Origin of the sequence: Hymenobacter siberiensis, assembly GCF_018967845.1 — a bacterium.
Taxonomy (GTDB): Bacteria; Bacteroidota; Bacteroidia; order Cytophagales; family Hymenobacteraceae; genus Hymenobacter; species Hymenobacter siberiensis.
On the sequence record NZ_JAHLZZ010000001.1, the window covers coordinates 1,744,326 to 1,759,942 of the forward strand.

The 15,617-nt window shown below is 61.1% G+C and carries 14 protein-coding genes; 13 read left to right on the forward strand and 1 reads right to left on the reverse strand.

What is annotated here, in order from left to right:
* Window positions 1-106: 106 nt before the first annotated feature.
* The gene (locus KQ661_RS07495) at window positions 107-1,465 is read right to left on the reverse strand and encodes a sigma-54-dependent transcriptional regulator (protein ID WP_216686053.1); all 1,359 of its coding nucleotides are present in this window, start codon (window positions 1,463-1,465) and stop codon (window positions 107-109) included.
* Between the two features lie 411 nt (window positions 1,466-1,876).
* Here KQ661_RS07495 and KQ661_RS07500 point away from each other — a divergent pair, with 411 nt between their 5' ends.
* From KQ661_RS07500 to purN, 13 genes are all read left to right on the forward strand, one after another.
* Window positions 1,877-2,080: a hypothetical protein gene (locus KQ661_RS07500; RefSeq protein ID WP_216686054.1), complete on the forward strand. Its 204-nt coding sequence runs from the start codon at window positions 1,877-1,879 to the stop codon at window positions 2,078-2,080.
* Window positions 2,081-2,224: 144 nt separating this feature from the next.
* Window positions 2,225-2,629, forward strand: a complete 405-nt coding sequence (locus KQ661_RS07505; RefSeq protein ID WP_216686055.1) for a T9SS type A sorting domain-containing protein — start codon at window positions 2,225-2,227, stop codon at window positions 2,627-2,629.
* Between the two features lie 207 nt (window positions 2,630-2,836).
* Window positions 2,837-3,724, forward strand: coding sequence for a DNA/RNA non-specific endonuclease (locus tag KQ661_RS07510; protein WP_216680054.1), 888 nt, complete (start codon window positions 2,837-2,839; stop codon window positions 3,722-3,724).
* A gap of 356 nt (window positions 3,725-4,080) precedes the next feature.
* Complete coding sequence (locus tag KQ661_RS07515) at window positions 4,081-4,290, forward strand: hypothetical protein (RefSeq protein ID WP_216680055.1); 210 nt, start codon at window positions 4,081-4,083, stop codon at window positions 4,288-4,290.
* A gap of 27 nt (window positions 4,291-4,317) precedes the next feature.
* Window positions 4,318-5,355, forward strand: a complete 1,038-nt coding sequence (locus KQ661_RS07520; RefSeq protein ID WP_216680056.1) for an amino acid--tRNA ligase-related protein — start codon at window positions 4,318-4,320, stop codon at window positions 5,353-5,355.
* A 117-nt stretch (window positions 5,356-5,472) separates the two neighbouring features.
* A complete protein-coding gene (locus KQ661_RS07525) occupies window positions 5,473-6,321 on the forward strand; it encodes a dihydroorotate dehydrogenase (RefSeq protein WP_216686056.1) in 849 nt (282 codons plus the stop codon).
* A gap of 174 nt (window positions 6,322-6,495) precedes the next feature.
* The gene (pyrF, locus tag KQ661_RS07530) at window positions 6,496-7,275 is read left to right on the forward strand and encodes an orotidine-5'-phosphate decarboxylase (protein WP_216686057.1); all 780 of its coding nucleotides are present in this window, start codon (window positions 6,496-6,498) and stop codon (window positions 7,273-7,275) included.
* Window positions 7,276-7,327: 52 nt separating this feature from the next.
* A complete protein-coding gene (gene pyrE / locus KQ661_RS07535; protein ID WP_216680059.1) occupies window positions 7,328-7,954 on the forward strand; it encodes an orotate phosphoribosyltransferase in 627 nt (208 codons plus the stop codon).
* Between the two features lie 156 nt (window positions 7,955-8,110).
* Window positions 8,111-11,152 (forward strand): AIR synthase-related protein, encoded by a 3,042-nt coding sequence (locus tag KQ661_RS07540; protein ID WP_216686058.1) that lies wholly within the window; start codon window positions 8,111-8,113, stop codon window positions 11,150-11,152.
* A gap of 4 nt (window positions 11,153-11,156) precedes the next feature.
* Entirely contained in the window at window positions 11,157-12,017 is an 861-nt protein-coding gene (locus KQ661_RS07545) for a phosphoribosylformylglycinamidine synthase subunit PurQ (protein WP_216680061.1), read from the forward strand.
* A gap of 21 nt (window positions 12,018-12,038) precedes the next feature.
* Window positions 12,039-13,457 carry a phosphoribosylaminoimidazolesuccinocarboxamide synthase gene (gene purC / locus KQ661_RS07550; RefSeq protein ID WP_216686059.1) on the forward strand — a complete coding sequence of 473 codons (1,419 nt, stop codon included), beginning with the start codon at window positions 12,039-12,041 and terminating at the stop codon, window positions 13,455-13,457.
* 68 nt (window positions 13,458-13,525) lie between these two features.
* On the forward strand, window positions 13,526-14,815 hold the full coding sequence (gene purD / locus KQ661_RS07555) for a phosphoribosylamine--glycine ligase (protein ID WP_216686060.1): 1,290 nt from the start codon (window positions 13,526-13,528) through the stop codon (window positions 14,813-14,815).
* Between the two features lie 7 nt (window positions 14,816-14,822).
* Complete coding sequence (gene purN, locus KQ661_RS07560; protein WP_216686061.1) at window positions 14,823-15,530, forward strand: phosphoribosylglycinamide formyltransferase; 708 nt, start codon at window positions 14,823-14,825, stop codon at window positions 15,528-15,530.
* The last annotated feature ends 87 nt before the right edge of the window (window positions 15,531-15,617 follow it).

Consider the following 15,617-nt stretch of genomic DNA (forward strand, 5'->3'; position numbering starts at 1 on the left):
CGAGAGCGACGCATTAAAAAAAGAGCTAAGCGTAAAACAATGTCGCAGGCAAAGGCAAAGCGCACCAACAAATCCGGCGAAAACCCGGCAGCCCCCTCGCCGGTATTTACCCGATGTGCAGCTCGCGTTGCCGTAACATACGGTAAATAGTAGATTTCCCGATGTTCAGGCGGGCCGCCACGGCCAGTACGTCGCCGTCCAGCTCATCGAGGCAGCTTTGCACGATGGCCGTGGTCTGCTCGCGCAGCGAAAGCTGGCTGCCGGGGCCAAAGGTGGCTTTGCCGGGGCGCAGGGGCAGGTCTTCGCCATGAATGAACTCGCCGTCGGCCAGCACGGTAGCCAGCTCCACCACGGCCTTCAGCTCGCGCACGTTGCCCGGAAACGGATGCGCCTTCAGCTGCTCGCGGGCCGAGTCGGTGAGCTGGCGTGGCGGCAGGTTGTTGAGCTGGCAGAAATCGCGCACGAATACCCCAGCCAGCAGCAGCACATCGGTCCCGCGCTGGCGCAGGGGGGGCAGCACAATGGGCAGGCCCAGCAGGCGGTAGTACAGGTCTTCGCGGAAGCGGCCGGCCTGCACCTCCGTCAGCAGGTCGCGATGCGTGGCCACAATCAGGCGCACATCGAACGGGATGGTCTGGTTGCCGCCCAAGCGGGTTACTTCGCGCTCTTGCAGCACGTGCAGCAGCTTGGCCTGCAGGCTCAGGTCGAGGTCGGCTATCTCGTCCAGAAACAGGGTGCCGCCGGTGGCTTCTTCCAGCCGGCCCACGCGGCGGGCCACCGCCCCGGTAAATGCCCCCTTCTCGTGCCCAAATAGCTCGCTCTCCACCAGCTCGCGCGGAATGACTGCCATGTTTACGGCCACAAATGGCAGGCACGCCCGGCTCGACTGAAAGTGAATTGCCTTGGCCACCAGTTCTTTACCCGTGCCGGTTTCGCCGCTCACGCTCACCGTGATGGTGGTGCGGGCCGCCTTGGTGATGAGGGTTTGCACGGCCTGCATCGACGCGTGCTCGCCGAAAATGGCCTGGCCGGCTCCGTGGCGCACCCCAATCTGCTGGCGCAGCTGGTTGTTCTCGCGGCGCAGGCTCACCTGCTGGGCTACTTTGCCCACCAGGTTCCAGAGGCGGTCGAGCGTGTTCTCATCCTTCACCAGGTAGTCGTAGGCCCCCTGCTGAAGCATGCTGACGGCGGTGCTCACGTCCTCCTGGCCCGATATCACCACTACTTCGGTGCCCTGCAGCCGCTCCCGAATCTGGCGCAGCACCTGCTCGCCCTTGGCATCGGGCAGCGAATAGTCGAGCGTGATAAAATCCGGCTTTTCGCCCAGCTGCTCCAGGCATGCCTGGGCCGTGGTGAAGCGCGAAACGCTGTGGTTCGGGTTCTGGCTGAGGCGGTGCAGGAGTAGCTCGCCATACCATTCATTGTCCTCGACTACAAAAATCTTGAAGGGTAGAGTAGGGCTCATGCAGCAGGTGGAAATAGGAACCTAAAATAATGTTGCATCAATCGAAAACAAACGGCTTACGAGCTTATTTCACGATAACTGAATAAAAAGTAATATTAAAAATGTTATATTACAAATATACGCAATAAAAAGCTAGGGCCATTGTGCCAAATGCACAGTTAGCGTTGCTATAGTTGAGCTAATATTCACAACGCATTGACCAATAACACGCTTTGAACAAGGCAAGTTGTGAGGAGGCTGTTGTAACTATTTGAGCAGCCAGTAAATCATTTCACTGAATCCTGGCGCTGGAAAGGGCCTTCCGATTCAGCAATCGACACATGTTTTTTTAAGCTCAACCAGAAAACGCTAACTACGCATTTGGTGCAATGACCCTATTCCTCAACGGCGGCCCTGGGCGTAAACATCAACGTGTTTCAGGCCTTTGCCGATAACCTGGCCGGGGGCATTATTACCACCATTGTGCCCCTGCCCGTGGAGCTGACAACCTTTGTAGGCAAGTGGAACAACGCCACCACCGACCTGAGCTGTACCACGGCCACCGAGAAAAACAGCAGCTACTTTGCCGTGGAGCGCTCCACGGGCGGCGAAACCGCCTTTCAGGCCGTGGGCTAGGTAGCGGCAGCCGGCAGCAGCACTAGCCCCCTCGGCTACAAGCTCCGCGATGCTGAAGCCGGCAACCTGGGCGTCAGCACCCTCTACTACCGCCTGCGGCAGGTTGATAACGATAGCACCCAGTCCTTCTCGTCCGTAGTGGTGGTGGCGGTAGCCAAAGCAGTGGCCGTGCCGCAGCTCGAAACCTACCCCAACCCCGCCCCCGATGCCCAGGCCGTGAAGGTGCATTTTGTGAACATGCCGGCCGGGGGCGGCCTGGTGCAGACGTATTCGGAAATGGGCCAGCTGGTGAGCCAGCAGCCCGTGGGCCAGGTCACTACCGGTCTGGAATTGCCCAGGTTGGCTCCCGGCCTCTACCATGTAGTGCTACGCGATGCTGCCGGACAGCGGCTGGCTACGCAACGCCTGATAATTAGCGGCCAACAGCACACCGCAGGCCCTTTGCAGAAAGTCCCGTTGGCGCATTGCCAGTGGGACTTTCTGTTTTCCGTGAGGCTGATTGGCAGTCGTTTAGGCAGGCCCTGGCCCGCCGCCTTGCCAACCAACTAATACCGAAGTGACAAGGCAGAGCGCATATGTCTGAATAATAAACAGGTAAATTATGATTTTTAATTGTTGTAAAGCGAATGCCAAAATGTTGATGCTCTAATATTTAGGCAATTGGTAATGTAGCGTTAATATTACGGTGGTGGTGAGGCAATCCCAAAGAGGGAATTTTGCGGTCATCATTCAAAAACTCATTGCCTGCCTGTTTTTATGAAGCAAACCATTACCCGCATCAGCAGCGCCGCGCTGCTCCTGACCCTGGCCGCGTCGTGCTCGCGCACCGAGCAAGTAGCCCCCAGCCAGCAGCCCATTGCCGCCACCGTAAACCAGGATGCCACCCGCGACAACAACCTGGCCATGGGCAACCCCAGCGGCGCCGTGACCGACGCCACCAACTCGCCCAACAACTACCTGATGACCAAAACCCAGTATACCCTCTCGTACAGCCGCGATAAGGGCAAGCCGAACTGGGTGAGCTGGCACCTGAGCAGCGCCTGGCTGGGCACTACCGCCCGCCAGGATAATTTCGCTTCCGATGCCAGCCTGCCCAGCAGCTGGTACCACGTAGGCAGCACCAGCTACTCGGGCTCGGGCTTCGACCGTGGCCACAACTGCCCCTCGGCCGACCGCACCGGCTCGGTAGCCGACAACACGGCCACCTTTCTGATGACGAATATGATGCCCCAGGCCCCCATCAACAACCAGCAAACCTGGGCCGGCCTCGAGAACTACGCCCGTACCCTGGTGAATGCCGGCAACGAAGTCTACATCATTGCCGGCAGCTACGGCAGCGGCGGCACCGGCTCCAATGGCTACGCCACCACCATTAGCAGCGGCCGCATCACTGTGCCCAGCAATTGCTGGAAGGTGATGGTGGTGCTGCCCGAGGGCACCGGCGACGCCGGCCGCGTAACTACCAGCACCCGCGTTATCGCCGTGGACATGCCCAACAATAACTCCATCGGTACGGCCTGGGGCGCTTATCGCACCACGGTAAACGCCATTGAAGCCGCTACGGGCTATGATATTCTCTCGGCCGTGAGCACCACCGTGCAGAGCACCATTGAGTCGAACGTAGACACCGGCCCTACCAGCTGAGTTGTGGCCATAATTACAATTGTCGCCCGGTTTCTGGCCGATTAATTACAGTTATAGCAAGTAAGCCGGCCGGAAAGTAAAAAGCCCCTGAAATACCGTGTATTTCAGGGGCTTTTTACTTTCCGCTGAATGCAGATGAAGGCTACATATCCGGAATGAACAGTCAAAGTTACGGTACGTTGTCCTTGCAAAGCAATTAGTTACGAAGGCCCGAATTTTTTCCGAAGCAAAAAAGCAGAGTGAAGAGTGGGTCGATTAGCCAGTTAGGGCGAAAATGGAAGTTGAAAAATAAGTACCCAACAAAAAGGTAACATTACCAATGTTTGCCCGGCGTAAACATTCCGTAATTTTGCATCGTGCTTCAACCAAAACACCAGTTGATAGAGCGCGGGACCCTGCTCAACAGCGACCCGCGAGAGGACCGGAAGGTCTTTGCTGCCGTCGGTTTTACCGATTTTGCCGCCGCTATTTCCGCTGTTTTTTCTGGTTATTGCCCCGCCACCGTTTCGGATTCCGAAACGGTTTTTTTGTGCGTAGTTGGTTCGGTTTTCTCCCTAGCTTTTTAGTCTAAACCTGCTTTTAACTAATATCTTATGGACACCAACACCCTCGCCCCCAAGGTAGCCGCCGCTACCCTCTCCTCGGCCCACGCCGGCAACCGCAACCTGAGCACCGACCCCAAGCGCATGGCGGTAATCAAAGTATGGGATGCCATGATGCGCGGCGCCCGCAAGTACTGCGAGCAGGAAGGCTTCGTGACTGTACACAACATGCCCCACATTGTGGGCGTGACCGGTGCTTGCGAAAACACTGACACCCTGTTTACGCTGGACTGGTACGACGGCAAGAAGATGTTCCTGCCCCAGTCGAACCAGCTCTACATCGAAATGCTGACCCAGGCCGTGGAAGGCGGCCGCGTGTGCGGCGAAATCCAGAGCTTCCGCAAGGAGCTGAACGCTGATAATCGCCGCTTGGCGCAGTTCACCCTGTTCGAAATTGAGCACCTCGGCGACCTCGACGAACTGCTGGGCCACCTGAGCGGCATTGTGCGCACCGCCGCCAACGAAGTAGCCACCAAGTGCGCCAAGGAGCTGGCCCTGTTTGGCCGCGATGCTGAGGACATCAAAGACCTCACCTTTAAGCGCATGACCTATGCCGATGCCATCGAGCGCCTCAAGCCCGAAGGATTTCCCGAGCTGCAGTGGGGCGACGACCTGGGTGCTGCCGAAGAAAACCGCCTCACCGAGCTGGAGGGTCCCATCTTCATCACGCACTACCCGGCCGACATCAAGTTCTTCAACATGCGCAACAACGACGACGACCCCCGCGTGGTGAACTCGTCGGACCTGCTGCTGCCGCTGGCCGGCGAGTCGGCTGGTTCGGCCGAGCGGGAGTTCAACGGTGCCAAGCTGCGCCACAAGCTGGAAACCAGCTCGATGCTGGCCGGCCTCATCCGCCAGGGCATGAAGCTGGAAGACTTCGAGTGGTACCTCGGCTTCCACGAAGAGCACGACGTGAAGCTGCACTCGGGTGCCGGTGTGGGCATGGCCCGCGTGGCCCAGTTCATCCTCGGTCAGACGGACATCCGCGAGTGCGTGCCGTTCCTGATTAACCGCGACAACGTTATCTAAATTCTGGCCATTAGCTGATGGCTCTTAGCTGTTAGCTTGTGGAAAATTCCGTTGGCTGTTAGTATCTTGTATAAAGAGCTAGTAGGCAACAGCTATTAGCTAACAGCTCAAATCAATATGAAACTCGGAGCCATAACGTTACAGAATGCGGTGTGCCTGGCGGCGGCCCCGTGGGAGCTCGGCGGCGAGGGTTACGAGCAGCTGGGGGCGATTTTTACCAAAACCGTGACCATGGAGCCCCGCGCCGGCCTGCCCGGCGACGAAGGCATCCTGCAGGTCGCCGACCAAACCCTGCTCAACCGCACCGACCTGCGCATCGAAGGGGCCGAAGGGCTAGTGCAGGAGCACCTGCCGCGCCTGCGCCGTTTCGGCGTGCCGGTATTTGTGAGCATTACGGCGCCGGGCGTGCCGGGCTTCCGTAAAATTGCCCGCTACCTGCAACGGGAAGTGGGCGAGCAACTGGCTGGGGTGGAGGTATACATTACCGTACCGGCCGGCGGCTCGGGGGCCGATATAACGGCCCGCTTCGTGCGCGAGGCCACCGAGGCCGTGCGCAACGAGCTGCGCGACGATGCGGCCGTGATTGTAAAGCTGCCGCCGTGGCCCGACCACATCCGGGGCTTGGCCCTGGCGGCGCAGGAGGGCGGCGCGACCGCCCTGGCTGCTACCAATACCTTGAAGGTATTGCACCTGCCCACCGACCGCGCTGCCGCGCCGCTGGTGGGTGGCCTCTCGGGCGAGGCGCTGCGGCCACTGGCCCAGCGCTGCGTGTGGGAGCTGGCCAATGACGAGAAACTGACGCTGCCCATCTTCGGTACGGGCGGCATTTTTACGCTGCGCGACGTGCAGGACTACTTGCGCGTAGGAGCGCAGGCCGTGCAGGTGGCCAGCGGCGAATGGTTGTCGCCGGGCCTCTCGGCGCGGCTGGCGGCCGAGGTGGCGCAGATAGAAAATGTGGGAAAATGAGAAAAATGTGCGAAATATGGAAAATAAAGTTGATGACAGAGGCCAGTAATGGCTTCAGGGCCATCATGTTGCGTCCAGCAGGGCGATTCAAAGATTTGTTGTCCGTGTGAAGAATTGGGCAGCCCCGGTCACACATTCCGCAAATTTTCATATTCAACACATTAATAAATTTCTATGGAAAAGCTCATTGCCCGCGTTCAAGCCGCTAATTCCCTGCTCTGTGTCGGCCTCGACCCCACCGGTGACGATGTCACCGTGGCCCGCCGTCTGGGCGAAGTGATTGCCCAGGCCGCGCCCTACGCGGCTGCGTTCAAGCCCAACCTTGCGTTCTTTCTGAGCCGTGAAAACGGAGTGGCCCTGCTCCAGCAAACCGTGCGCGATATCCCGAAGGACATTCCGGTGATTCTGGACGGCAAATTCGGTGACATCGCCAACACGGCCGAGCAGTACGCCCGCTTTTCCTATGACATTGTGGGTGCCGACGGCGTGACCGTGAACCCCTATATGGGCGACGACACCATTCGGCCCTTCGCCCGGCCCGGCAAAATCGTTTTCTCCCTCGCGAAAACCTCCAATAAGCCCCAGCACGGCCTGCAGGACGCGGCCATGACGCGCGGTGGCTCCATCAGCGACTGGGCCGCCCGCCTGGCTAAGCTCATGGACGAGGAAATACTCGACTCGACCGTGGGCCTGGTAGTAGGCGCAACCGAGCCGGCCACCGTGGCCAAGCTCCGCGCCGCCTGCCCCGAGCAATGGTTCTTGGTGCCGGGCATCGGGGTGCAGGGCGGCGACCTTTCGGCCACGCTGCGGGCCGGCCTGCGGCAGGATGGCAGCGGCCTGCTCATCAATTCCTCGCGGGGAATCTGGCAGGCTCCCGATGCTGGAGCCGCTGCCCGGGAGCTCCAGGAACAAATCAACGAATTCCGGGCCGTAACGAGCCCGACCCACGCCTGAACTAAAAAGCCGCTTCACCGCGGCTTTTTGCATGTTAGTCTTTCTGAATCAAATGACTGAAACCACCCAAGCTCATTCGCCCATTGCCCTCGATGCCGAGCTGCTGACCGGGCAGCTGCATCAGGAAGATGCCTTGTTGCGTGGGCACTTCCGACTGTCGTCGGGCCTGCACTCCGATACCTACGTGCAGTGCGCCCGCTTCCTGCGCCGCCCGGAGCTGGCCGCACCGGCCGCCGCCGCGCTGGCTGGCCAGATTCAGGCTGCCGGCCTGCAGCCCGACGTGGTGGTAGGCCCCGCCATGGGCGGCGTGGTGATTGGCTACGAGCTGGCCCGGCAGCTGGGCGTGCCCGGCATCTTCACCGAGCGCGACGCGGACGGACAGATGGCCCTGCGGCGTGGCTTCACCATCGAGCCGGGTGAAAGAGTGGTTATTGCCGAAGATGTAGTGACGACCGGCAAAAGTACCCTGGAAGTAGCTAAGGTGCTGCGTGCTATGGGCGCAGAGGTGCTGGCCGTGGCTTCGCTGATTGACCGCACGGGCGGAAAGGGCGGGCTGGATTTCCCGCATTTCGCGCTGCTTTCGGTGCAGGCAGCGACCTTTGCCCCCGAGAGTTGCCCCCTGTGTGCTGCCGGCGTGCCGGTAGTGAAGCCCGGCAGCCGGCCGGAGAAAGCGTTTTGAGTACGTCATGTTGAGCGCAGCGAAGTCGAAACATCTCGCTTGCAACCACTAACTAATGATGTTACAACGATTGATTTACTGTCACAAGCGAGATGCTTCGACTCCGCTGCGCTCCGCTCAGCATGACGTTGTTTCGCTGACGTTCTGATTTTCTCAATGTCCGAAAACACCACCCACACCATTCAGCTTACCCTGAAACCCGGCCAGCACGACGGCGACGGCCAGCGCGTGGCCGAAGCCGCCGCCCGCCATCTCGGCCTGGCCACCGGCCGCGTGCGCAGCGCCGCCCTCTACACGGTGCGCTACCCGCTCAGCGAAACCCAGCTGCACGATTTCGCCACCCGCTGCCTCGCCGACCCGGTGCTGCACGACGTGCGCCTGAACGAGCTGACGGCCGCGCCCGGCTTCGCTACCTATATATTGGTAGCCCGCCGCCCCGGCGTGACTGACGACGAAGGCACCTCGGCCCAAAATGCCCTGGCCGACCTGCTGAACGAGCCGCTCGACGTGCACACGCAGCACATTTTCAGTAAGAAGCTCTATTTAATTGAAAACGACCTGCCCGAAGCTGACCTGCGCCGTATCGCGGAGGAGCTTCTTGGCAATAAGCTCATCAACTGGCTGGAAGTGGGGCGCGTGGCCGACGGTATCCGCGACTACACGCCGCGCCCCGGCGGCGGCGCCGAAGCCATCACCGAAGTCATTTCGCTGACCGGCCGTACTGATGCGGAGCTGGTGCAGCTCTCGAGGGAGAACATCTATGCGCTGAACCTGGAGGAGATGCGGGCCGTGCGCGACTACTTCGCCACCGCCGAAACTCAGGAGGAGCGGAAAGCCGTCGGCCTGCCCGCTGACCCCACGGATTGCGAGCTGGAAATCATCGCCCAGACGTGGTCGGAGCATTGCAAACACAAGGAGTTTTCGGCCCTCATCAACTACAAAGACCTGGAAACGGGTGAGGAGAAGCAGGTTGATTCGCTCTTCAAAACTTACATCAAGGACGCCACTTCCGAAGTAGACCGCCAGCTGCGCGCCAACGGCAACGACTGGTTGGTGAAAGTATTCTCCGACAACGCCGGCGCGGTGCGCATCAACGCCGACTCGCTGTTCGTATGGAAGGTGGAAACGCACAACTCGCCCTCGGCGATTGACCCGTACGGCGGGGCCATCACGGGTATTCTGGGCAACAACCGCGACCCACTGGCCACCGGCATCGGCGGCGCGCGGCTGCTGTTCAATACCAACGTGCTGTGCTTCGGCAACCCCGAGTACGATGGGCCGCTACTGACCGGGCAGCTGCACCCGCGCCGCATTCTGGAAGGCGTGCGCAAGGGTATCGAAGACGGCGGCAACAAGTCGGGCATTCCAACGGTGAACGGCGCCATTGTATTTGATGACCGGTATGCTGGCAAGCCGCTGGTGTACTGCGGCACCGGCGCGGTGATGCCCATGCAGTTTGCGGGTAAGGATTCGTGGGAAAAGAATATCGATGCCGGCGACCGCATCATCATGGCCGGTGGCCGGGTGGGCAAGGACGGCATTCACGGCGCGACGTTTTCGAGCATCGAGCTCGATGAAACCGCGCCCGCCACGGCCGTGCAAATCGGTTCACCAATCACCCAGAAGCTGGCAATGGATTTCCTGATGCTGGCGGCCCGGCGCGGCCTGCTGAAATGCAGCACCGACAACGGCGCGGGCGGCCTCTCGTCTAGCGTGGGCGAGCTGGCCGGCATCTCGGGTGGCGCGGTAGTGCAGCTGGAGCGTGTACCGCTGAAGTACCCCGGCCTGCGGCCCTGGGAGATTTTCGTGAGCGAGTCGCAGGAGCGGTTTACGCTGGTGGTCGAGCCCGGAAAAATGGCCGAAATCATGTCGCTGGGCCAGGAAATGGAAGTGGAGCTGACCGATATCGGCCACTTTACCTCGGATGGTTTCCTGGACGTGCGCTTCGATGGTGCGCCGGTGGCCCGCCTCAATATGGAGTTTCTGCACGAGGGCGTGCCGCGCAAAATTCTGGAAGCCGAGTGGACCAAACCCACCGCCGCTGAGCCCGAGATTCCGGCTACAACGGACTATACCGAAACGCTGACGCAGCTGCTCGGCTCGCTCAATATCTGCTCGCGCGAATCAGTGATTCGCCAGTACGACCACGAGGTGAAGGGCCGCACCATTGTGAAGCCCCTGATGGGCGCCACCGGCCAGGCCCCGCAGGACGCGGCCGTGGTGCGCTTCAATTTCGAGAGCTGGGAAGGCGTGGCCGTGAGTAACGGCATCCTGCCGCGCTACGGCGATTTGGACGCCTACCATATGTCGGCCGGCGCGTTCGACGAGGGGGTGCGCCAGATTATCGCGGTAGGAGGGAAGCTCCCGAACCTGACGCCCGGCGACGGGATTTTCTGGTCGGTGAACGACAACTTCTGCGTGCCCGATTCGGTGTACGACCCCGCAACAAACCCCGACGGCAAGCAGAAGCTGGCCAAGCTGGTGCGCATGTGCGAAGCCCTGCGCGACGCCACGGCGGCCTACTGCATCCCACTCACCAGCGGCAAGGACTCGATGAAAAACGACTTCAAGGCCGACGGCGTGAAGATTTCGGTGCCCCCCACCGTGCTCTACTCGATGACGGCCAAGATGGAAGACGTGCGTCGCGCCGTGACTTCAGATTTCAAGCAAGCGAACGACGTGGTGTACCTGCTCGGCGAAACTTACGACGAGCTGGGCGGTTCTGAGTTCTACGCCCTGCACGGCCAGCTCGGTGCCAACGTGCCTAAAGTGGATTTCGCCAAAGCCAAGGCGCTGTACACTCTTATCGGCGAAGCCAACGACCAGCGTCTCATTCAGTCCTGCCACGACCTGAGCGACGGCGGCCTCGCCGTAGCGCTGGCCGAAACCACGTTTGGCTACGGCTACGGGGCTGGAATCGACCTGCCCACCGTCGGTCTGCCGCTGGCGACGCAGCTGTTTTCGGAGTCGCACTCGCGCTTTCTGGCTACGGTAGCACCGGAGGATGTGGTGGCGTTCGAGCAGCTGCTCGGTAGCCGCGCCACCCGCCTCGGCCGCGTGACCCTGGATGGCCAGCTGACCGTGCGCCACGCAGGCCAGCCGGTTATTGCGGCTAACACCGCCACGTTGCGCGCTGCCTGGACCAACGGGCCGGTGAACCAGCTGCTGGGCGTGCCCTCTTCAACCCTTTCGCACTAATTCCATGGTTCACGCACTAATTCTGACCGGATTCGGCATCAACTGCGAAGAAGAATTCGCGGCGGCCTACCGGCTGGCCGGGGCCGAAGCTACCATCGTGCACCTCAACCAGGTGCTGCACGGACAGGTGAGCATCCACGATTTCGACATTCTGAACTTCCCCGGCGGTTTCTCCTTCGGTGATGACCTCGGCTCGGGCGTGGTGCTGGCTAACAAGCTGCGCTACCGCCAGAACGGTCCCAAGGGCCGCACCCTGCTCGATGACATCAAGCAGTTTATTGCCGACGGCAAATTCGTATTCGGCATCTGCAATGGCTTCCAGGTGTTGGTAAAGCTGGGGCTGCTGCCCAATATGGGCGGCGACGTGACGCCCGAAGTGACGCTGACGCACAACGCCAGCGGCCGCTACGAAGACCGGTGGGTGACGCTCCGCGCCAACCCCTTGTCGAACACGCCTTTTCTCAAAGGCATTGATACGCTAGAGGTACCCGTGCGCCACGGCGAGGGCCGGCTGGTGATTCCGGATGCCGCCACGCAGGCCGCCATCGAAGCGGCCGGGCTGAACTGCCTGACCTACGCCGATTTCGACGGCAGCGCCACCGACGTATATCCCTTCAACCCCAACGGTGCAGCCCTGAACTGCGCGGCCCTGACGGACCCCACGGGCCAGGTTTTTGGCCTCATGCCGCACCCCGAGGCCTTTTTGTCGGCCTACAACCACCCCGACTGGGCCCGCCGCCGCCGCCAGAACCCCGATGCCTCGGAAGAAGGGGAGGGGCTGCAAATCTTCAAGAATATCGTGGCGCACATCGCCCAAAAGAATGCCGCTACGGCCCCGACCATACAAATCGTCAATCAAAACTAGTCTCTTTCAGAAACGTCGCTAATGAACACCCTCACCCACTTCGCTTCTCCCCAACTCCCCCTGCTGCACCGCGGCAAAGTGCGCGACAGCCTGCGTGCGCCCAGCGGCGACCGCCTCATCATCGTGACCGACCGCCTCTCGGCCTTCGACTCGGTGCTGGAAACTGCCATTCCCCACAAGGGTGCGGTGCTAAACGGCCTGGCTAATTTCTGGTTCGAAAAGACGGCCCACATCATTCCTAATCACGTTATCAAGCTCATCGATGCCAACGCCATGCTGGTGAAGGAGGCCGAGCCCATTAAGGTGGAAATGATTGTGCGGAACTACATCACCGGCTCGATGCTGCGGGGCTACCAGAAGGGCCAGCGCACGTTCTCGGGCGTGACCGTGCCCGACGGCCTGACCAAGCACCAGCAGTTTCCGGAGCCAATTGTGACGCCGACGACTAAGGAAGAGTCGGACCGCGAAATCACCCCTGAAAACCTCGTGAGCGAAGGTTGGGTGAGCAAGGAGCTGTACGACCAGATGAAGGAAAAATCCCTGGCGTTGTTCAAAGTGGGCTCCGAGCAGCTGACCGCGAAGGGCATTATTCTGGTCGATACCAAGTATGAGTTTGGCCTGCTGAACGGCGAGCTGATTCTCATCGACGAGATGCACACGCCCGACTCGTCGCGCTTCTGGAGCGCCGAGGACTACGCCCAGAACCCCGAAACGGTCGAGCAGATGGACAAGGAGTACGTCCGTCAGTGGCTGATTGCCAACAAAAAGGACGGCCAGTACCCCCGCGCCCTCACCCCGGAAGTGGCCCAGGAAGCCAGCCGCCGCTACCTCGACATCTACGAGCGCATTGTGGGCGAGCCCCTGCCCACCGCCGAAACCGGCACCGCCGACGCGCCCCACACCGGCCGCCAGGACGCCCGCGCCCGCATGCTGGCCAACCTCGTGCAGGCCGGCCTCATTAAGGATGCTTGGGTGAACATCGTGATGGGCTCGCCCGCCGATAAGGAGCACTGCGAGAAAATCCGCCAGCAGTTTGAGGGCTACGACGTCTTCACCCAGCTGCGCGTGACCTCGGCCCACAAAAACGGCGAAGCCATCGCCGGCATGGCCGACATCTGGAACAACAGCATTGAGCCCGGCGTCATCATCGCCGTGGCCGGCCTGAGCAATGGCCTCGGCGGCGCCCTGGCCGCCAACGTGAACGTGCCCGTGATTTCGTGCCCGCCCTACAAGGACTACGCCGAGCTGGCCATGAACCTGAACTCGTCGGTCATCATGCCCTCGGGCACGCCCAACCTCACCGTAGTGCGCCCCGACAACGCCGCCCAGGGTGCCCTGCGCGCCCTGAACCTGCCCCGCCTGCGCGAACGGCTGAACAAGGATATTCTCGCCACCAAAGCCAAGCTGAGAGCGGCCGACGAGGAATTTAAACAACTCTAAATCCGCGCCGCCTCGGCTCCTCCTCTCCCCAAGGAGAGGGGGCCGGGGGGTGAGGTTATGCCAGAACGATGTCAAACACTAAAACCCTTCTCCTCCTCGGCTCCGGTGCGCGCGAGCACGCCCTAGCCGAAAAGCTGACCCGCGACGGGGCCACGGTGCACGTGCTGCCCGGCAACGCCGGCATTCCCAACAGCCACTCCGAAATCGACCCGCTCGACTTCGAGGCCGTGAAAGCCTTCGCGCAGGCCCATGACGCCCGGCTGATTGTGGTGGGGCCGGAAGCCCCGCTAGCGGCCGGCATCACCGACTTTTTCGCGGGCTCCAATATCCAGGTGTTCGGCCCTACCCGCTCGGCGGCGCGGCTGGAAAGCTCGAAGGTGTGGAGCAAGGAATTCATGCGCCGCCACGGCGTGGCCACGGCGCAGGCCTGGACCTTCCGCAGCGACAACATTGCCGAAGCTCGCGCCAAAGCGGCTGAGCTGGGTGGGCATGTGGTGGTGAAATACGACGGCCTGGCCGCCGGCAAGGGCGTGTATGTGTGCTCGTCGCCGGAAGAAGCCGAAGCGGCGTTTGATGATTTGCAAACGAGTTACTCCGGCTGGTTTTCCTTCCTGCTGGAGGAAAAATTGACCGGTCCCGAAATCAGCATCATCGGTCTCACCGATGGTCGCGTTATTCGCCTGCTGGCCACTTCGCAGGACCACAAGCAGCTGCTGGCTGGCGACATCGGCCCCAACACCGGCGGCATGGGCGCCTACTGCCCGGTGCCCTTCGCCGACGACAACGTGCTCGCCGCCATCCGCCGCGACATCGTGGACCCCACCCTCGGCGGTATCCAGCACGAGCAGTTCGACTTCCGGGGCTTCCTGTATTTCGGCATCATGCTCACGCCCACCGGTCCCAAGCTGCTCGAATACAACGTGCGTCTCGGCGACCCCGAAGCCGAAGTCCTGCTGCCAGCCCTCGACAGCAGCCTGCTGGCCCTCATCGAAGGCACCCTCAACGGCACGCTTTCCCGGCAGGGTGTGGTGCAGCGGCCCGGCGCTTTTGTGGGCGTGGTGCTGGCCTCGGGCGGCTACCCGGCTCCAAAATTCGCTACCGGCTTCCCCATCACCGGCCTCGATAAGTTGCCCATTGGTGTGCGCGCCTACCACGGCGCCACCCGGCGCAACGAGGCCGGCGAGCTGGTGACTAACGGCGGCCGCGTGCTCGTGCTCACCGCCCACGGCGTTGATTTGGCTGATGCGACTGCCCGCGCCTACGAAGCGTGCAGTATCGTTAGCTTCCAAGATATGTACGTGCGGCCCGACATTGCCCAACGCCCCGCGCCGGTGCTGACAGACAGTGTTGTAAATTGAGTATAGTATGATACCAGAAGCGCGCCTAAAAGTGACCAAGCTCCTTGATGCCTTTGCGCAAAGTGGTCTGGCGCCCCTCTCCCCCGGCGAGGGGCTGGGGGGGAGGCCTGCCCGCCTGGCTATCCTGCTGTCGGGGCGCGGCTCCAACATGCTGGCGCTGCTGGGAGCCACCAAAACTGGTGTGCTGCAAGGGCTGGCCGAAGTGGTGGTGGTGTTCAGTAACAAGCCCGATGCGCCCGGCCTTACCTTCGCCGCCGAGCAGGGCTGCCCGGTAGCCTCGCTGCCCAGCCAGGGCCGCAAGCGCGAAACATTCGATGCGGAAGCCGCCGCGCTGCTCCAGCAGTATCAGCCCGATTTGGTGGTGCTGGCGGGCTACATGCGTATTCTTTCGCCGGCCTTCATTCAGCCGTTTGCGGGCCGTATCATCAATATTCACCCCGCCGACACCCACCAGCACCAGGGCCTACACGCCTACGAGTGGGCTTTTAATAACCAGCTGCCCGAAACCAAAATCACCGTCCATCTGGTTGATGAGGGCCTCGATACCGGCCCCATTCTCGCTCAGCAAACGGTGGATTTGCGCGGGGCCGATACCCTGGCGGAAGTCGAGCGGCGCGGCCTGGCCGTGGAGCATGATTTATATGCCCAAGCGTTGGCTGAACTGATACAAAAAGGCCGTCATGCAGAGCGCAGCGAAGCATCTTTACCGCAGTAGTAATCAATGCGAATGCAACGAAGCGGTAAAGATGCTTCGTTGTGCTCTGTATGACAAACACCCCCTTATTTACAAATTAACAACCCC